Source organism: Ruegeria sp. BHSC043, from assembly GCF_059612985.1.
Genome location: NZ_JBXWRS010000001.1, coordinates 767,860 through 786,201, shown reverse-complemented (window position 1 = coordinate 786,201; position 18,342 = coordinate 767,860). Strand labels below are relative to the sequence as shown.

Annotated in this window: 20 protein-coding genes and 1 pseudogene; 16 read left to right on the top strand and 5 right to left on the bottom strand. The window is 58.7% G+C overall.

The features are described from left to right. The first annotated feature begins 2 nt into the window (after nucleotides 1-2). From AC2FMM_RS03875 to AC2FMM_RS03840, 8 genes are all read left to right on the top strand, one after another. Nucleotides 3-857 (top strand): FAD binding domain-containing protein, encoded by an 855-nt coding sequence (locus AC2FMM_RS03875; RefSeq protein WP_496710954.1) that lies wholly within the window; start codon nucleotides 3-5, stop codon nucleotides 855-857. 13 nt (nucleotides 858-870) lie between these two features. Further along, nucleotides 871-1,365 (top strand): 2Fe-2S iron-sulfur cluster-binding protein, encoded by a 495-nt coding sequence (locus AC2FMM_RS03870; RefSeq protein WP_490361285.1) that lies wholly within the window; start codon nucleotides 871-873, stop codon nucleotides 1,363-1,365. Then, nucleotides 1,362-3,779, top strand: coding sequence for an aerobic carbon-monoxide dehydrogenase large subunit (locus tag AC2FMM_RS03865; RefSeq protein ID WP_496684424.1), 2,418 nt, complete (start codon nucleotides 1,362-1,364; stop codon nucleotides 3,777-3,779). Before AC2FMM_RS03870 ends, AC2FMM_RS03865 begins: the two co-directional genes overlap by 4 nt. A gap of 45 nt (nucleotides 3,780-3,824) precedes the next feature. Beyond that, nucleotides 3,825-4,700, top strand: a complete 876-nt coding sequence (locus AC2FMM_RS03860) for an AAA family ATPase (RefSeq protein WP_496795834.1) — start codon at nucleotides 3,825-3,827, stop codon at nucleotides 4,698-4,700. After that, complete coding sequence (locus AC2FMM_RS03855; protein ID WP_496795833.1) at nucleotides 4,697-5,884, top strand: vWA domain-containing protein; 1,188 nt, start codon at nucleotides 4,697-4,699, stop codon at nucleotides 5,882-5,884. Before AC2FMM_RS03860 ends, AC2FMM_RS03855 begins: the two co-directional genes overlap by 4 nt. Further along, nucleotides 5,881-6,663, top strand: coding sequence for an XdhC family protein (locus AC2FMM_RS03850; protein WP_496686992.1), 783 nt, complete (start codon nucleotides 5,881-5,883; stop codon nucleotides 6,661-6,663). The genes AC2FMM_RS03855 and AC2FMM_RS03850 overlap by 4 nt, the downstream gene beginning before the upstream one ends. Then, nucleotides 6,656-7,264, top strand: a complete 609-nt coding sequence (locus AC2FMM_RS03845) for a nucleotidyltransferase family protein (protein ID WP_496795832.1) — start codon at nucleotides 6,656-6,658, stop codon at nucleotides 7,262-7,264. Before AC2FMM_RS03850 ends, AC2FMM_RS03845 begins: the two co-directional genes overlap by 8 nt. A gap of 110 nt (nucleotides 7,265-7,374) precedes the next feature. Continuing rightward, nucleotides 7,375-7,824 carry an SRPBCC family protein gene (locus tag AC2FMM_RS03840; RefSeq protein ID WP_496795831.1) on the top strand — a complete coding sequence of 150 codons (450 nt, stop codon included), beginning with the start codon at nucleotides 7,375-7,377 and terminating at the stop codon, nucleotides 7,822-7,824. A 212-nt stretch (nucleotides 7,825-8,036) separates the two neighbouring features. On the opposite strand, the gene AC2FMM_RS03835 is transcribed toward AC2FMM_RS03840, so the two are convergent. Together AC2FMM_RS03835 and AC2FMM_RS03830 are read right to left on the bottom strand one after the other, a co-directional pair. After that, the gene (locus AC2FMM_RS03835; protein WP_496795960.1) at nucleotides 8,037-8,699 is read right to left on the bottom strand and encodes an IS6 family transposase; all 663 of its coding nucleotides are present in this window, start codon (nucleotides 8,697-8,699) and stop codon (nucleotides 8,037-8,039) included. 201 nt (nucleotides 8,700-8,900) lie between these two features. Further along, complete coding sequence (locus AC2FMM_RS03830) at nucleotides 8,901-9,125, bottom strand: hypothetical protein (RefSeq protein ID WP_496683478.1); 225 nt, start codon at nucleotides 9,123-9,125, stop codon at nucleotides 8,901-8,903. Between the two features lie 227 nt (nucleotides 9,126-9,352). Between AC2FMM_RS03830 and AC2FMM_RS03825 the strand changes: the two genes are divergently transcribed. Together AC2FMM_RS03825 and AC2FMM_RS03820 are read left to right on the top strand one after the other, a co-directional pair. Then, a complete protein-coding gene (locus AC2FMM_RS03825; RefSeq protein WP_496710960.1) occupies nucleotides 9,353-9,853 on the top strand; it encodes a Dps family protein in 501 nt (166 codons plus the stop codon). A gap of 42 nt (nucleotides 9,854-9,895) precedes the next feature. Continuing rightward, nucleotides 9,896-10,180: a sll1863 family stress response protein gene (locus AC2FMM_RS03820; protein WP_496795830.1), complete on the top strand. Its 285-nt coding sequence runs from the start codon at nucleotides 9,896-9,898 to the stop codon at nucleotides 10,178-10,180. Nucleotides 10,181-10,269: 89 nt separating this feature from the next. Here AC2FMM_RS03820 and AC2FMM_RS03815 read toward each other — a convergent pair whose 3' ends face one another. Then, entirely contained in the window at nucleotides 10,270-10,446 is a 177-nt protein-coding gene (locus tag AC2FMM_RS03815) for a hypothetical protein (RefSeq protein WP_496795829.1), read from the bottom strand. 44 nt (nucleotides 10,447-10,490) lie between these two features. After that, nucleotides 10,491-10,763: a DUF2254 family protein gene (locus AC2FMM_RS03810; RefSeq protein ID WP_496795828.1), complete on the bottom strand. Its 273-nt coding sequence runs from the start codon at nucleotides 10,761-10,763 to the stop codon at nucleotides 10,491-10,493. Between the two features lie 787 nt (nucleotides 10,764-11,550). On the opposite strand from AC2FMM_RS03810, the gene AC2FMM_RS03805 reads away from it, so the two are divergent. From AC2FMM_RS03805 to argE, 3 genes and pseudogenes are all read left to right on the top strand, one after another. Next, nucleotides 11,551-12,924 carry an aspartate aminotransferase family protein gene (locus AC2FMM_RS03805; RefSeq protein ID WP_496795827.1) on the top strand — a complete coding sequence of 458 codons (1,374 nt, stop codon included), beginning with the start codon at nucleotides 11,551-11,553 and terminating at the stop codon, nucleotides 12,922-12,924. Between the two features lie 10 nt (nucleotides 12,925-12,934). After that, the gene (locus tag AC2FMM_RS03800) at nucleotides 12,935-14,119 is read left to right on the top strand and encodes a M24 family metallopeptidase (protein WP_496795826.1); all 1,185 of its coding nucleotides are present in this window, start codon (nucleotides 12,935-12,937) and stop codon (nucleotides 14,117-14,119) included. A 3-nt stretch (nucleotides 14,120-14,122) separates the two neighbouring features. Then, nucleotides 14,123-15,287: pseudogene (argE, locus tag AC2FMM_RS03795) on the top strand (acetylornithine deacetylase). Between the two features lie 81 nt (nucleotides 15,288-15,368). On the opposite strand, the gene AC2FMM_RS03790 reads toward argE, so the two are convergent. Then, nucleotides 15,369-15,845 carry a MarR family winged helix-turn-helix transcriptional regulator gene (locus AC2FMM_RS03790; protein ID WP_496742701.1) on the bottom strand — a complete coding sequence of 159 codons (477 nt, stop codon included), beginning with the start codon at nucleotides 15,843-15,845 and terminating at the stop codon, nucleotides 15,369-15,371. A 210-nt stretch (nucleotides 15,846-16,055) separates the two neighbouring features. Here AC2FMM_RS03790 and ectA point away from each other — a divergent pair, with 210 nt between their 5' ends. From ectA to AC2FMM_RS03775, 3 genes are all read left to right on the top strand, one after another. Next, complete coding sequence (gene ectA, locus AC2FMM_RS03785) at nucleotides 16,056-16,586, top strand: diaminobutyrate acetyltransferase (protein ID WP_496742700.1); 531 nt, start codon at nucleotides 16,056-16,058, stop codon at nucleotides 16,584-16,586. Between the two features lie 63 nt (nucleotides 16,587-16,649). Continuing rightward, nucleotides 16,650-17,939 (top strand): diaminobutyrate--2-oxoglutarate transaminase, encoded by a 1,290-nt coding sequence (gene ectB / locus AC2FMM_RS03780; protein ID WP_496795825.1) that lies wholly within the window; start codon nucleotides 16,650-16,652, stop codon nucleotides 17,937-17,939. Nucleotides 17,940-17,943: 4 nt separating this feature from the next. Continuing rightward, complete coding sequence (locus AC2FMM_RS03775; protein WP_496683493.1) at nucleotides 17,944-18,336, top strand: ectoine synthase; 393 nt, start codon at nucleotides 17,944-17,946, stop codon at nucleotides 18,334-18,336. Nucleotides 18,337-18,342 lie beyond the last annotated feature (6 nt).

The window sequence follows — 18,342 nt, the reverse complement described above, 5'->3', positions numbered from 1 at the left end:
AGATGATTCCAGCGGCGTTTGAGTATTACCGCCCGAAAGATTTGGATGGGGTAATTGCTCTTCTGGAAGAACACGGGGATGACGCACGCGTCATGGCAGGCGGACACAGCCTGATCCCGATGATGAAACTTCGGATGGCGGACGTGCCCCATCTGATCGATCTGCAAGACGTTGCCGGATTGGGTGGAATCACGGTCGGCACAGACACCATCACCATCGGCGCGATGGTGACCCAAGCCGAAATCATCGACCATACAGATCTTGCAAGCGCAGCACCCATCCTGCGCGAAGCGGCGTTGCAGATCGCAGACCCGCAAGTCCGTTATATGGGCACGGTCGGTGGCAATGTTGCCAACGGCGATCCCGGCAATGATATGCCCGGCCTAATGCAATGCGTCGATGCACAATTCACTTTGGTCGGTTCCGATGGCGAACGCACCGTTGCGGCCCGTGAATTCTATGAGGCTGCCTACATGACCGCTCGGGAAGACGCAGAGGTGTTGACCAGCATTTCGATCCCGGTGCCGCAAGGCGGATATGCCTACGAAAAGCAAAAACGGAAAATCGGTGACTACGCGACCGCCGCTGCGGCCGTGCAGATCGTGAAATCGGGCGGCACATGTGCGTCCGCTGCGATTGCGATGACGAACCTGAGCGACACACCGATCTATTCCGCGGCCGCCGCAGAGGCGCTGGTCGGCACATCCGTGGACGCGGACGCCATCAAGGCCGCCGTCGCCGCCATGATGGAAGACATCGACCCGACCGAAGACAACCGCGGTCCCGTGGCTTTCAAGAAACATGTGGCCGGCGTCATCCTGACCCGTGCCATCGAACGCGCTTGGTCGCGGGCCTGAGGGGGGAACCAGAATGTCAAAGAAAATGCACATCACACTCACGGTCAACGGCAAGGAAGAGGAGTTTCTGGCCGAGCCGCGTGAACTGCTGATTTACACCTTGCGCGAACGCCTGGGGATCACAGGCCCGCATATTGGATGCGAAACCTCGCATTGCGGTGCATGCACAGTGACCATTGACGGTAAATCGGTGAAATCCTGCACAATGTTCGTGGCCCAGGCCGACGGCAAGGATGTTACCACTATCGAAGGCATCGGCACACCAGACAGCCTGCATCCACTGCAGGAGGCCTTCAAGGAACACCACGGTCTGCAGTGCGGATACTGCACCCCGGGCATGATCACACGCGCCACCAAACTTCTGGAAGAAAACCCGAACCCGACCGAAGAGGAAATTCGGTTCGGCATGGCCGGCAATCTCTGCCGCTGCACAGGGTACCAGAACATTGTCAAATCCATCCAAGCCGCCGCGGCCGTGATGAATGCAGCCAAGGAGGCCGCAGAATGAAGGACGAAGTAGAAACCCGCGAAGACCGCGTCGCCAATCTCAAAGGGATGGGCTGCTCGCGCAAGCGCGTCGAGGATGCACGCTTTACGCAGGGCAAAGGCAACTATGTCGACGACATCAAGCTGGACGGAATGCTGTTCGGCGATTTTGTACGTTCACCTTTCGCACATGCGCGCGTCAAATCGATTAACACCGAAGAAGCCCTTAAGGTTAAGGGCGTTCTGGCGGTTCTGACCGCTGCTGATCTCGAGCCGCTAGGCCTGCATTGGATGCCTACGCTGGCTGGTGACAAACAAATGGTGCTGGCCGACGGCAAGGTTCTGTACCAGGGCCAGGAAGTGGCCTTTGTCGTAGCCGAAGACCGCTATGCCGCAGCCGATGGCATCGAAGCAGTTGAGGTCGAATACGAAGAGCTGCCCGTTATTGTCGATCCGTTCGAGTCGCTGAAAACCGATGTGGTTCTGCGCGAAGACCTCGACCCGACGGCAGATGGCGCGCACGGTCCCCGTAAGCATCCCAACCATATCTTCACATGGGAAGCCGGGCAGAAAGAAGCGACCGAGCAGGTCATCGGCGAAGCAGACGTCGTGGCCGAAGAGATGGTGTACTATCACCGGACACACCCGTGTCCGCTTGAAACCTGCGGCTGTGTGGCCTCCATGGACAAGGTCAATGGCAAGCTGACGCTGTGGGGGACCTTCCAAGCACCGCACGCCATCCGGACAGTGGTCAGCCTGATTTCCGGCATTGAAGAGCACAACATCCGTGTCATCTCGCCCGACATTGGCGGCGGTTTTGGCAACAAGGTGGGTGCTTATCCGGGCTATGTCTGCTCGGTCGTGGCCTCAATCGTGACCGGCAAGCCGGTCAAGTGGATCGAAGACCGAATGGACAACCTGATGACCACTGCTTTTGCCCGGGATTACTGGATGCACGGCAAGATCTCGGCCACCAAAGAGGGCAAGATCACCGGTCTGTGGTGCCACACCACGGCGGACCACGGTGGGTTTGACGCCTGCGCGGACCCCACCAAGTTCCCCGCCGGGTTCATGAACATCTGCACCGGGTCCTACGACATCCCGACGGCTTACCTGGCGGTTGACGGTGTCTACACCAACAAGGCACCGGGCGGTGTGGCCTATCGTTGCTCGTTCCGGGTGACCGAGGCGGCCTATTTCATTGAGCGCATGATCGAAGTTCTGGCGATTGAGTTGAACATGGACGCGGCCGAGTTGCGGCGGATCAACTTTATCAAGGCCGATCAGTTCCCCTATCAGTCTGCGCTGGGATGGGAATACGACTCGGGCGATTATCACACCGCCTGGGACAAGGCGCTGGCTGCAGTTGGGTACGAGGATCTGCGTGCCGAACAGGCACAGCGGGTCGAGGACTTCAAGGCCGGAAAAACCCGCAAGCTGTTGGGCATTGGCCTGACACACTTCACGGAAATCGTCGGCGCCGGTCCGGTCAAGAACTGCGATATTCTGGGTCTCGGAATGTTCGACAGTTGTGAAATCCGGATCCACCCGACGGGCTCTGCCATCGCGCGGTTGGGCACCATCTCACAAGGTCAGGGGCATGCCACCACTTTCGCCCAAATCCTGGCCAGCGAGATTGGACTTCCTGCCGACAGCATCACGGTCGAGGAAGGCGACACAGACACCGCACCATATGGTTTGGGGACCTATGGGTCTCGGTCGACGCCTGTGGCTGGTGCGGCAACCGCGATGGCGGGCCGAAAAATCCGGGCCAAGGCCCAGATGATCGCAGCCTATCTGCTGGAAGTTCACGACGATGACGTGGAATTCGACGTGGATCGGTTCGTTGTCAAAGGCGCGCCTGAGCGGTTCAAGACGATGAAAGAAATCGCCTTTGCCGCCTACAATCAGGCGATCCCGGGGATCGAGCCGGGTCTGGAGGCGGTCAGCTATTACGACCCGCCCAACATGACCTATCCGTTCGGTGCCTATATCTGCGTGATGGAAATCGACGTCGATACAGGCGAGCACGAGATCCGGCAGTTCTATGCGCTGGACGATTGCGGGACACGGATCAACCCGATGATCATCGAAGGCCAGGTCCATGGCGGCCTGACCGAGGCGCTGGCCATCGCGATGGGTCAGGAAATCGCCTATGATGACATGGGCAATGTGAAAACCGGAACGCTGATGGACTTCTTCCTGCCCACTGCATGGGAGACGCCCCACTACACCACCGACCACACCGTCACCCCCAGCCCGCATCACCCGATTGGCGCCAAGGGTGTGGGCGAAAGCCCCAATGTGGGCGGCGTGCCGGCGTTTTCGAACGCGGTGCATGATGCCTTCCGGGCCTTTGGTCTGCGTCAGAGTCATATGCCCCACGATCACTGGCGGATCTGGAAGACCGCCAATGATCTGGGCCTGCACGGCTAACAAGAGGGAGGAGGTGCGTGGTCACGCGCACCTCCACATCCAACTATGACTTGGACCGATTTACAGGGTGCCCTTGCAGGTGAAGGCTATGTCGCTTCCGACGATCTGGCCGTTGCGCTGCATCTAGCACTGACACTGGGCCGTCCGCTTCTTCTGGAAGGCGCGGCGGGCGTTGGCAAAACTGAGGTTGCGCGCACTCTGGCTGCGTCTCGCGACACCCGCCTGATCCGGCTACAATGCTATGAAGGCTTGGACGCGGCGCAGGCGATCTATGAATGGAATTACCAGCGCCAGTTGCTGAGCATCCGCGCGGCTGCCGAAGATGGCCAAACCGGCAAAGACGTCGAAGCGCGCATCTTTTCCCGCGACTTTCTGCTGGAACGCCCGCTGCTGGCGGCGCTGACTCAGGATGTTGCGCCGGTTCTGCTGATCGACGAGATCGACCGGGCCGACGAAGAATTCGAAGCCTACCTGCTGGAAATTCTGGCAGACTATCAGGTCTCGATCCCCGAGTTGGGGACCGTTACGGCCACGACACGGCCTATTGTGATCCTGACGTCGAACGGAACGCGCGATCTGTCTGATGCGTTGCGTCGTCGGTGCCTCTATACCCATGTGGATTATCCCGATCGCGCCACGGAGCTGGCGATTTTGAAGGCCCGCTGCCCCGACATCGAAGCGCATCTGGCCAACCAGATCGTGGGCTTTGTGCAATCCCTGCGCAAGGAAGAACTGGAAAAGACCCCGGGCATCGCAGAAACACTGGATTTTGCCGCGGCACTTATGGGGCTTGGCCTTGCCGATCTGACGGCGGACCCGGTGATTTTGCAATCGACGCTGACCACGCTTCTGAAAACCCAGAGCGATCAGGCCAACATCACTACCGAAGTGGCCCAGCGCATCGCGGGACGCGCGGCGTGAGCCGGGTCACCAAATTCGCCGGGCGCGATCCTGGGCCGGCAGCACGCGTCGCCGGGTTCATGGCGCATCTGCGCGAAAACGGACTGCGCCTAGGCGTGGCCGAAACGGATACGGCGCTTGCCGCGCTGAACGAAGTCGAAGCCGCCTGTCCAGAAAATGCGCGGCGGGCTCTAAAAGCTGTCTGTACCGGGTGCAAAGTCGACGTTGACGCGTTTGATGCGCTTTTCGACAGCTATTGGATGGACGCCGGACGCGTCCGGACAAAGGTCATGCCAACCCTCTCGGCCCCCAGCGGTGAGGGCGTGCATTCGTCCAGAGATGCACAGGGCGAGGAAACCGGCAGCGCCGGATCCTCGACCACGCCGGACACCAGCGATGGCGAGGGCGAAGCGGAAAGCGACGGCGAAGGCAAATTGATCGCCACCGAGGTGCGCAACCTGATGCGCAAGGAACTGCGAGACATCGTCCGCCCCGAAGACGTGGCCGAGGCCGAAGGCGTGGCACGCCGCCTGGGTGCGGCGCTGCGCGATCGCCGGTCCCGCCGCCGCATTGCCGCGCGCAAGGGCGATCGTCTGCATTTCCGCAAGACAATCCGCCGCAGTCTATCGACCGGGGGCGAGCCGCTGAAGCTGTTGCGCAAGCGCCGCCCCGACCGGACCCGCAAGATCGTCGCGCTGTGCGACGTGTCAGGGTCAATGACCGTCTATTCACAGGTGTTTCTGGCCTTTCTGTCAGGGCTTATGCGCGCCGATACGTCTGCGGATGCGTATCTCTTTCACACGCGGCTTGTGCGCATTACCGAGGCCTTGCGGGACAAGGACGCGATGCGCGCCATTGGCCGGATGTCACTGATGGCGGACGGTTTTGGTGGCGGGTCCAAGATCGGGCCATCGCTTTTGCGCTTTGCCGATACCTATGCAAAGCGCTTTGTCGACGGGCGCAGCGTCGTGATGATCCTGTCCGATGGCTACGACACCGCTCCGCCGGACCAGATCGACGCCGCGCTGGCCAAGCTGAAGAAACGGGGCTGCAAGGTCATCTGGCTGAACCCACTGAAGGGATGGGCGGACTATGCCCCCGTTGCCAGCGGAATGGCGGCTGCACTGCCGCATCTGGACGTGTTTGCCCCCGCGAACACGCTCGGGGATCTGGCCGCTTTGGAAGGGGAACTGAGCCGACTATGACACCTGCTGAAATCCTTGACGGAGATCTTGCACAAACCGCAAAGGACCTGCGCGACCGCCAGCAACCGTTCGCGTTTGCCACGATTGTGCGCACAGCCGGGTCAACCGCTGCCAAGCCCGGCGCAAAGGCGCTTCTGAGCGCGGACGGTACCATCGTGCAGGGCTGGTTGGGCGGCGGTTGCACACGCGGTGCAGTCAAAAAGGCCGCGATCGAGGCTCTGCGCAGTGGCGCACCGCAGTTGGTTTCGGTCGCGCCCGAAGAGCTTTTGGCGGAAAAGGGCGTCAGTTCCGGAGAGACCATTGATGGCACCCGATTTGCCCGCAATGGTTGTCCATCACGCGGCAGCATCGACATCTTTATCGAACCCTGCCTGCCCATGCCTTTGCTGACTGTCATCGGTGCCTCGCCCGTTGCCGAAGCCCTGTCAGCGCTCGCGCCCGAGTTTCACTGGTCAGTGGGCTCGGACATTCCCGACAGCCCTGTCGCCGGCCAGAACGTCATCATCATCGCCACACAAGGCCAGGGTGATCTGGCCGCTCTGGAACGCGCATTGCTGTCCAAACCTGCGTATATCGCCTTTGTCGGGAGCAAACGAAAATACGGCGCGCTGTCAGACAAGTTAATCGCGAAAGGCATAGATCAGGCCGACATCCGCGCGGTCAAAGCTCCCGCCGGTTTGGACATCGGAGCTGTCACGCCCGAAGAAATTGCACTCTCCATTCTGGCGGAACTCGTCAAGGTTCGGCGCTCGAACGTGAAACGGGACGACGATGACTGAAACGACGGCAATATTGCTGGCCGCAGGTCTGTCGCGGCGCATGGGTGCGCAAAACAAGCTATTGTTGCCAGTTGATGGCGTCCCGATGATCCGCCATGTCACCCAACAATATCAGGCGGCGATTGATGGCCCCATTCTGGTCGTTCTCGGACACGATGCGAACTTGGTTAAAGAGGCGCTGGACGGCACCGGAGTGGACACCGTTTTCAATGCAGACTTCGCCGCTGGCCAGTTTACCTCGGTCGCGGCGGGCTTGCGGAATGCTGTTGATGCTCAGACGCTGCTGATCGGGCTGGGGGATCAACCTCTGTTGTCCAGCACCGATATCCTCGCATTGCTCACGGCGCATTACTGTGCCGACCCCGACAAGATCTCTTTTCCTGTTCATCAGGGTAACCGCGGCAACCCCTTGGTTGTGCCGCGATCTTTGCGCGCAAGGCTGTTGGAGGATCCAAAGAGCCCAGGCTGCCAAAAGTTCACGCGCGCCAATGCCGATCTGGTTCAGGAACTGCCCCTGCGTACGCCCGGGCTCTTTATCGATATCGACACGCCCGAAGCTTACCAGACCCACTGCCTGCCCATGAAGGAGGTTGCAGCATGAACACTCTAAGCCGTCTTTGGGCAAAAATGACTCGATCCGTCGAACTCACCCCCGTGAAGGCCGACCAACTGGCCCGCATCAAATTTCCCTGCTGCTAAGGAAGAAGACACATGGAACTTGCTGACGAAATCAGAATTGACGCTCCCAAGGCCGAGGTCTACGCTGCGTTGAACAACCCGGAAATCCTTAAACAGTGCATTCCAGGCTGCGAAGAATTAATAAAGCATTCAGACACCGAACTTGAAGCCAAGGTTGTGTTGAAGGTCGGACCCGTCAAGGCGCGGTTCAGCGGCAATGTTACGTTGAATACCGACGGCGCGCCGGATGCGTTTTCGCTCACCGGTCAGGGCAATGGCGGAGCGGCGGGTCATGCCAAGGGCGGCGCAGACGTGACTTTGGAAGACCAAGACGGCGCGACCCTTCTCAAATACGCTGCCAAAGCCGATGTTGGCGGGAAACTCGCCCAACTGGGCAGCCGACTTATCCAAAGCACTGCCAAGAAACTGGCGGCAAAGTTCTTCAAGTCCTTTGCGGATGTGATGGCTAAAGAGCACACTTGATCAAGCGTCACGCGTCGCAAAGCCGGAAACTGACACATAGCCTCCAGAGCCCAGCTCGCGACGCTGGTATGTTTGGCAAATATTATGCTCAAGCAACGGGAAACGTGGGCTTTGGGTTGTAGGTTTCGTACGTCGAATAGTCTTGAACCTAGCCCCGAAGGTGCTGTCAGACGAATGCGAACCAGTCTCAGTTTGCCACGGAAACCGCGAACCTATCCGGAACTAAGTTCACGCCACTCGCTAAGAGCAGCGGCCCAGTTCAGCTTGAAGGAGTCTCTGCTGGTGAGCGATCTTTCTTGGTTGAAGTGGTTGTAGACGGACGAATGGACGACGGCGAATTTCTGTAAACTTCGCATGCGCCTGAAACGTTGCATGGCGCATTCGCGCCGTCGAAAAGGAAGGTGTGAATTTTCGACGCGGTTGTTAATCCACCTGCCCGTCTGTTGTTTTTCGAGTGCGACCATTTCTCTGAACGCAACCTTGTAGGAAGCGCATCGATCTATGACGACCTCCTCGGCGCAACCGTGCCGCTTCATCAATTTCTTGAGGAATTTCAGTGCTGCAGCCTTGTTTCGGCGTTTGGTAACGATTGCTTCCAGCACTTCGCCCTCACGATCAACGGCCCGCCAGAGGTAGTTTCTCTTGCCATTCACCTTCACGAAAACCTCGTCCACGTGCCACTTCCATTTGGTGTAGGCTCTCAATTTCTGAACACGCTTTCTTCCGATCTCAGCAGCAAACTTTGGGCCAAACCTGTTCCACCAATACCGGACAGTTTCGTGGCTCACGTCGATGCCTCGCTCGTGCAACAAATCTTCGACATTCCGAAGCGAGAGCGGGAAACGAATGTACAGCATCACTGCGAGGCAGATGATCTCGGGCTAGATCTTGAAACAGCGAAACGGCGAGCGTTTGGTCATGGCTGGACGCTACAAAACCGCCTTCCCCGCCTCAAGCCGGTTTCCTTTGACAGTACTTCTGATCATGTCGCGAGGCCACGCAACCGCCCTGCCTGCCTCAACCTGTATCCCTCTGACAAGTCCCTCTGAAAATGCCCCTCTACCATCACTGGCAGGTCAATCGGAATCGTCGACAACGCGAAATTCGCCTGAAGGAATCTCCGTCGGCGGCTCTTCGAATTCATCCGTGTTCAGTCCTCTTCGGATCAGCTCGCGAATGGCAGCTGCGCGCGATGGAAGTCGGTTTTCAAATCGCCAGTCATCAATGACCTTCAGCTCTTCAACATCCAGCATCAGCTGCAGCTTTTCGGTGCGCTTCGGTGGTCGATCTTGATTGGGCATCGTTCCTCGCTCGCTTATGTATCACATCACTTACTCCACATACGTAAGGCAATGAACCTCCTTGGCATCAGCTTTTAGGTGAATTTCCGCCTCCAGCGCTAGTCAATCTAGATCAGCAACAAACACAGGCAGCGCAAAATACATACCTTAAATATATGTTTTTATTTGATTTTTTTCTGTCGCAACCCTAGTTTTCGTGAATGACCGAAATAGGGAAAGGGAAAAGAATGACACAGCAAGTTCTGAAAACCGAACCCCAGAACGAAATGCATGATACCGGTATCGACAAGAATGAGTGGATATCAAACGCAGTTACCGAGGTTCTGTGTGACAGCGTTCTGTTGATGATCAAGACGCAAGGGTACCATTGGAACGTGGTCGGCCCCTTGTTCGTACCGATCCACGAATTGACCGAGAGACTGTACCGCGACTTGTTCGAGGCCATCGACGCATTGGCCGAGCGTATTCGAGCCCTGGGTCAGATCGCTCCCTTGTCCGTCACGGACATGGTCAGCCAAGCGCATTTGACCGAAGAAGAAACGATCAGGGACGCGCATGGAATGATGGAACAATTGATCTACGATAATGAGTCGCTGGCGCGCAGGTTGAGAGAGACTGCTGCTCTTGCATCACGTCACGGCGACGGGGCCACGGAAGATCTCATGAACACTAGGATGGCAAAACACGAAGAGGCGGTATGGATGCTGAAGGCCATCGCGACTGCCTAAAAGAAGTAAGTGTAAATTTTTTTTAAGGTGAAGGAGAAAGCAATGACCACACGCAAAGAATTCATTCAAGCAGCAAAAGCACAACTGGACCGTTGGGATGCGCAGATCGAGGAACTCGAAGCGCGCTGGAAGAAGGCAGAGGCCGACGCCAAGATGGAATACGAGGATCAATTGAAGAAGATCCGCAGCAAGCGTGGCGAGGCGAAAGAGCAAATCGACAAGGTTCAAAAATCCAGCGACAACGCTTGGGATAATGTCCGGCTCGGATCAGAGAAGGCATGGAAAGAAATTCAAGAGGCGATCCAGAAGGCGGCAACCCGCTTCTGATAGAGCCGGAACGGTTCAGGCGTTCAACGATTGGAGCTAATCCTCGAAGCCATATCCGGGGCCGCGGCAAGAACGCGGTCCCGGTCTTCTTAAAATGCCAAGTCACGATCCGAGAAGGCCAGTGCGCGAGCAGATGCCACGCGGGCAGCCACTGCCACTTCGGTGTCTTGGCTATGCGCCAGTCGTCCCAAAGCCGATTGCTGGAACAGATGAACTTCGAACTTGTCGCCGGCATTCAGTGCGATGGCGTCGAATGCGTCTTTCAACAAACTCGCTGCCGCGATCGGCGAAACGCCAACGTGAGTGCAACTCAATTTCCTGGCGAGGATGTTTCGGAGGTCAAGGGCAACAACAACCGCAGCAGCCGTCCCATGCTGGAAATTGCGGTCGTCGGATCGTTGATCCCTGGTGACAGCGCCCGTTGGGCAATTTCCGAAAGGACCTGGAGACTGAAACGCGGGTCCTGATCGAAGCTGCGCTCTTCTCCGACCAGAAAAGCATTCTTTACCCGTTCCTCATCCAGCTTGCCGGAAGTGCTAGCCAGTGCCTGGTTTTCAGAAACGTATGTGCCCGGGAGCACCATGACCTAGACACGGCCATTCTTGGCAGCGGCACATTCTTCCAGCATTCCGACATCGATGTGCTGAATGTATCCTGACCGGTCCGAGACAACGGCTGTCGCGGAGTTGGGGATGGCGTCACCTATCAGGAACATCACGGCATTGCACGGTGTTGACCTGTCTCCATCGGCAGATTTTCGTCGGGCCCCATTCGCTCATCGAGTTCTCATAGACAGCCACATGGTCGTGCCCCAATTGAAACAGTCCGAAAGCATCAACAGTGGCGAAGATTCCGCCTCCGCAATAGGTAATGTGACGCCGGGCTTCATCGGCTTGCACGTCTGCAAGGGCCGTCGTGTCAAGTCATGGTAAAAGAAATGTGCCATCGTCCTGATTGAGGCATTGCCAGACGACTCGCAACCGCCCCCCTTGCCCACCCTCTTGGGCAACCGGAGGACACAATAATTTTTCTGCAAGTAGAAAGGATTACCATAGCGCCGCCGAGATCCACAACCGAACCGACATCAGGCTTTCAGAACGATTTGCTCTGACAAGATCCCGGTTCGAACTACAGCGGTGAAAGAGGCGTCTCAAAGGCGACCGAGCAGACACTGAAGGGGATGCCAATTTCAATTGCGGCTTGCGCTGTTTCGTGCTTCCATCGCGTCGCCCTGGCAATAAAGGCATTGCGCGCTGCTGTTGGGGTGAGCGGAGCCAGTCTGCTCAGGTTGAACCGTTTCGGTTCAATGCGTGCAAACGGCTCCTTTCATGACAACCGGCGGCGCGCCGCCTGAACACGTAGGGTAAGCCATGCTTCACAATGACCAACTTGAACAGTGGGACCGCGAGAACTTTTTCCACCCATCGACGCATCTGGCGGAATTCGCACGGGGCAACCTGCCTCATCGGGTGGTGACCGGCGGCACAGGCTGCCATATCGAGGACCGCGACGGCAACCGTCTGCTGGATGCCTTTGCCGGGTTGTATTGCGTGAATGTGGGCTATGGCAGACCCGAGATCGTCGAGGCCATTGCCGATCAAGCTCAGGAGCTTGCCTATTTCCATGCCTATGTCGGCCACGGGACCGAGGCCTCGATCACCCTGTCCAAAATGATCCTCGACCGCGCGCCCGCGCATATGTCGAAAGTGTATTTCGGCCTGTCCGGTTCGGACGCAAATGAAACCAACATCAAGCTGATCTGGTACTACAACAACATCCTTGGGCGGCCCGAGAAAAAGAAGATCATCTCGCGCTGGCGGGGCTATCATGGGTCGGGTCTCATGACCGGTTCGCTTACCGGGCTAGAGCTGTTTCACAACAAGTTCGATCTGCCGCTGGCCCAGGTGATTCATACCGAGGCGCCCTACTATTTCCGCCGCCCCGACCCGGCGCAGGACGAAGCCGGGTTCGTTGCCTATTGCGTAGCCGAGCTGGAGGCGCTGATCGATCGCGAAGGCCCTGACACGATCGCCGCCTTTGTCGGCGAGCCGGTACTGGGCACGGGCGGGATCGTTCCACCTCCTGCCAGGTACTGGGAAGCCATTCAGGCGGTGCTTGAAAAGCACGACATTCTGCTGGTCGCAGATGAGGTCGTCACGGGATTTGGCCGGCTGGGCACGATGTTCGGCTCCGAGCATTACGGACTGCGCCCGGATCTGATCACGATCGCCAAAGGGCTGACTTCGGCCTATGCACCGCTATCGGGTTCCATCGTATCCGACAAAATGTGGAAAGTTCTGGAACAGGGCACTGACGAAAACGGCCCGATCGGCCACGGCTGGACCTACTCTGCCCATCCGATTGGCGCGGCGGCCGGGGTTGCCAACCTGAAGCTGCTGGAGGACCTCGGTCTGGTCGAAAACGCCGGAACCGTAGGGGCATACCTGAATGCGGCCATTCAGGACGCGTTGGGGGATCATCCCAACGCCGGCGAGGTGCGCGGCGAGGGCATGCTGTGTGCGGTCGAGTTCGTGGCCGACAAGGCAAGCCGTACCTTCTTTGATGCTGATGCAAAGATCGGCCCCCAGATTGCCGCCAAATTGCTGGAGCAGGACAGCATCATTGCCCGCGCCATGCCGCAGGGTGACATTCTGGGCTTTGCGCCACCCTTCTGCCTGACACGGGACGAGGCGGACCGGATCGTCGCAGCGACCGCGCGCGCGGTCCGAGCGGTTCTGGGTTGAGGAGGCGTCCATGTCGCTTGCCAACGCACCATTCAGCCAAGCGGAATATCAGCGCCGCTTGGCCAAAACCCGCGCCGCCATGGCGCGGGCGGGATTGGATGCAATCTTTGTCACCGATCCGTCCAACCAGGCCTGGCTCACGGGCTATGACGGCTGGTCCTTCTATGTCCATCAGGGCGTAGTTCTGACGATGGAGGACGAACCGATCTGGTGGGGGCGCTACATGGACATGATGGGTGGGCGCCGCACCTGCTGGATGCAGCATGACAACATCCTTGGATATGCCGACTATTTCGTTCAATCGACCGACGTCCACCCGATGCAGGATCTCGCGGTCCATTTCAGAGCGCGCGGTTTGGACAAAGCCCGGATCGGCGTCGAGATGGAGAACTACTATTACTCGGCCAAGGCGCATTCGGTTCTGGTCGCAGAACTGCCAGACGCCGAGTTTCAGGACGCCACTGCGCTTGTGAACTGGCAAAGGTTGGTCAAGTCCGACGATGAAATCGCCTTTATCCGCAAGGCGGCGCGGATCACCGACAAGGTGATCCAGACCGCGATCGACCGCGCCGCGCCCGGTGTGCGCAAGAACGACCTTGTGGCGGACATCATGCATGCCGGCATCACCGGGATCGGCGAGGACTGGGGCGACTATCCGGCCATCGTTCCGCTGACACCATCCAGCCTTGACGCAACCGCAGCCCATCTGACCTGGAACGGCGCCCCTATGTGCGAGGGTGAGGCAACCTTTTTCGAACTCTCGGGGTGCTACCGCCGCTATCATGCCCCGCTGTCGCGGACGGTGTTTCTGGGCCAGCCATCCGATGACATGCTGCGCACCGAAGAAGCGCAGCTTGAAGGTATTACCGCGGGCTTGGAGGTCGCGCGCGCGGGAAACCGCACCTGTGACATCGCCAATGCCTTCATGAGTGTTCTGGAAAAACACGGCATCGAACGGTCGGGGCGCATGGGCTATCCCGTCGGCCTTAGCTATCCGCCCGACTGGGGCGAACGCACGGCTTCGATCCGCAGCGAAGATGAAACGGTTCTGGAGCCGGGCATGGTGTTTCATTTCATGCCGGCGCTCTGGATGGAGAGTTGGGGGTTGGAGACGACCGAAACCATCCTGATCCGGGACACCGGCGCGGCTGAACCGCTGTGCAGCATCGACCGCAAGCTATTCGTAAAGACCTGATCCATGCTTGAAGAAACCAAGCGCATTCTGAGCGACCTGATCGCCTTTCCCACGGTTTCGGTCGACAGCAATCTGGCGATGATCGGATACATCGCGAATTATCTGGAAGGGTGCGGTGCGCAGGTTGAGATCTTTCACGACCCCACCAGCCTGAAGGCCAATCTGTCGCCACGCTTGGCCCGGATTTCGATGGCGGGCTGGTCATGTCCGGACACTGCGATGTGGTTCCTGTCACGGACCAGGACTGGTCTTCGAACCCCTTTGAACTGGTTGAACGCGATGGGCGTCTGTACGGGCGCGGAACCTCTGACATGAAGGGTTTCGTCGCCGCAACCCTTGCCATGGCGCCGCAATTCGCCCGGACGCCCCGCAAGGCGCCGATCCACTTTGCCTTTACCTACGACGTGGAAACCGGCTGCGTCGGCGCGCAGCACCTGATGCGCCTTCTGGCCAGGCGTGGACGGCGTCCAGCGATAGCCATCATCGGTGAGCCGACGATGATGCGAGTGATCGAAGGCACAAGGGCTGCTACGAATACACGACCCGGTTTCAGGGGCTCGAAGGGCACGGATCGGCCCCGGATCTTGGCGTGAATGCCGTGGAATATGTCGTGCGCTATGTGGCGCGACTTCTGGAGTTGCGCGAGCAACTGAAATCCATGGCGCCTGAAGACAGTCGCTTTGATCCGCCTTGGACGACTTTGAATGTCGGCGCGCTGCATGGTGGCAGCACGCACAATGTCATCCCGCCAAAGGCACAGGTCGCGTGGGAAATGCGGCCGGTTCAGCCCTCGGATGCGGATTTCGTCAAACAGGCGATGGCCGCGTATTGCAGCGATACGCTGCTGCCTGCCATGCGGGCGGTGTACCCGTAAGCCCGCATCGAAACCGAAATCATCGGCGAGGTTGCCGGGTTGGTCCCGGTTGAGGGCAACGAGGCGAGGCGCCTCTTGTCAAGGCTGACCGTAGCCAATTCGGCAGATCTTGTGCCCTTCGGAACCGAAGCAGGAATCTTTCAACAGCTTGGAATGGACGTGGTGGTCTGCGGCCCCGGCAGCATCGAGCAGGCCCACAAGGCAGATGAGTTTCTTTTCGTCGATCAGTTGTCGAAATGTCTGGAGCTTTTGGAAAAGGTAAATCAGGCCTTCGCGACAGGTGGGGCCGACTGACGACGTTGCTGTCGGCACCGAAAGCCGTGCGCCGAACCGGAGTTCAGGCTCCACGCGTCGGGTGCATTTGACAGTCTGGCGCTATGATAAAGTCAGCGATTCACCGGTGTCCAGAACGGGCGCCGCGTCAATATCCTCGGCATCCAACATCGCAGCGACACGTTCAAGCGCGGCGATCAATGCGGCTTGCTCCCAATCCTCTAGGGCGTCGAACTTTCTCACGAACCGTTGCTGCAGCGGGTCCGGTGCCTGAGCGATTGCCTGCTTGCCCTTCTCGGTAATCACGATGTTGGTCTGCCGCCGGTCGGTCTGCGACTTTACTCGCTGCACCATGTCATGACGGACCAGCTTGTCGACCAGCGAGGTCACGGTCGCTTGCGAAATGCGCATGCGCTGCGAGATGGCGGTAGCCGTGCATTGGCCGGTCTCGGCCACGATCTGCAGAACTCGGAACTGGGCGGCGGTCAGCCCCACGGATTGGGCCAGTTCCCGCCCGAACAGGTCGGTGGCGCGCAGAATGCGGCGCAAGGCAACAAGGCTGGCATCGATACGGTCCATCGCTGATTACTGGCAGAGCCGGCATGAATTTTCAATATCCGGCCTGAGCAATTTTTATTCGAAGATCGAAACACATTTCGCCACTCGACCTGATATTAGCTAAAGAAATTCTGCTTTTTTGCCATACTTGTAAAAATTTAAGGCTGGGTTGAATTTTGCGATGCGCACTGTTACTTAGCTTTTCAAAGTAATAGAAAGGCAGTGAGACCCATGAAGCACGCAAGAGAGTTGTTCAAGAAGCCAACCCCTCAGATCCGTCAGCCCGCCGCCGAAGACGGCGTGGCCATCTGGGAACTGGTGCGGGCGTGCAAGCCGCTCGATGAGAACTCGATGTACTGCAACCTGCTTCAATGCGATCACTTCAAGGACACATGCGTGGTGGCCGAGCTGGACGGTGAGATCGTCGGCTGGGTGTCCGCTTATATCCTGCCCTACGACCTCGAAACGGTGTTCGTCTGGCAGGTCGCCGTGGCCGAAAGGGCGCGCGGACTCGGTTTGGGCACGGTGATGCTGAGCGCACTGCTGCAGCGCGATGCCTGCCGCGATGTGACCAGCCTGCAGACCACCATCACCCGCGACAACGCGGCCTCGTGGGCGCTGTTCCGCAAGTTCTCGAAATCTCGCGATGCGATCCTGAAAAGCCAGCCCTATTTCACTCAGGCCCAGCATTTCAGAGATCTTCACAGCACCGAATTCATGGTCACGATTGACCTGCCTCAGGCCGCGAAACTGGCGGCCTGACCGGGGCGCGACCAGATGTGGCGCCTGCCCCTTTATCCCCTTCCAATCCCAAAAGGACTTGATATGCCGACTGATACGTCAGCCGAAGCAACTGTATTCAAACGTCGTGAATCCAAGGCGCGCAGCTATTGCCGCAGCTTTGACACCATCTTTACCCGGGCGCAGGGGTCCGAGCTAACCGATGCCGAAGGCAACACTTATATCGATTTCCTGTCCGGCTGTTCGTCGCTGAACTACGGCCATAACGACACAGATATGAAAGTCGCGCTGATCGAGCATATCACCTCGGACGGTCTGGCCCACGGCTTGGACCTGCACACCGATGCCAAGGCCGAGTTTCTGGAGGCGTTCGAGCGCCATATCCTCAAGCCGCGCGGCATGGATCACAAGGTGATGTTTACCGGCCCGACCGGCGCAAACGCGGTTGAGGCGGCGTTGAAACTGGCGCGCAAGGCGACGGGCCGGAACAATATCATCGCATTCACCAACGGCTTTCACGGCGTGACGCTGGGCGCCTTGGCCACCACCGGAAACGCGTATCACCGCGAAGGCGCAGGCACCACGCTGAACGGCGTGACCCGGATGCCCTATGACGGATTTTTTCCGGGCGATCACGATGCCGCCGATTTCCTCGAGGCCATGCTGAAAGACAGCTCCAGCGGGATCGACGCCCCGGCGGCCATTCTGCTGGAAACCGTTCAGGGCGAAGGCGGCCTGAACGCGGCCAGCCCTGAATGGGTGAAACGCGTGGCGGCGCTGGCCCGGGAACATGGTACCTTGCTGATCATCGACGATATCCAGGCCGGCTGCGGCCGGACCGGCGGGTTCTTCTCGTTCGAGGACATGGGCATCACCCCCGATATCGTGACGCTGGCAAAATCGGTGTCGGGCTTTGGCCTGCCGATGGCCCTGATGCTGGTGCGACCGGAATACGACCTGTTCGGCCCGGCCGAACACAACGGCACGTTCCGTGGAAACACCCATGCCTTCGTCACCGCCCGCGTGGCGATCGAGAAATTCTGGTCGGATGACACGTTCCGCAAACAGACCGACGCCAAGGCGCGGATCCTGACCTCGGCCCTGGCCGAAGTGGCCGCGCTGGTGCCGGGCGCCCGGCTCAAGGGGCGCGGCATGATGCAGGGCGTCGATGTCCAGTCCGGCGATCTGGCGGCCGATATCTGCAGCCGCGCGTTCGACCGTGGCCTGATAATTGAAACTTCGGGCAGCGAAGATCAGGTGGTCAAGGTGCTGGCACCGCTGACAACCCCCGACGAGACCTTCCGGCGCGGGCTTACGATCCTGCTGGATGCCACGCGGGACGCGATGGAAACCAAGAAAATGGCGGCGGAGTAAGATCATGATTATACGCGATTTCAACGACATCATCCAAAATGACCCCGATCGGGTCGTCTCGGATGCGCAGTGGTCATCGGTGCGGATGCTGCTGGCCCAGGACGGGATGGGATTTTCCTTCCACATCACTTTTCTCGAGGAAGGCTCCGAGCACACGTTCGAATACAAGAACCATTTTGAAAGCGTCTATTGCATGCAGGGATCCGGCTCGATCACGGACGTCGCTACCGGCGAGACCCACCACATCCGGCCTGGCGTCATGTATGCGCTGGACAAACATGACCGTCACATCCTGCGCGCCGACGAAGAGTTGGTCATGGCCTGCGTATTCAACCCGCCGGTCACCGGCAAGGAAGTGCACCGCGAAGACGGCTCTTACGCATTGGAATCCACCTAAAGAGGC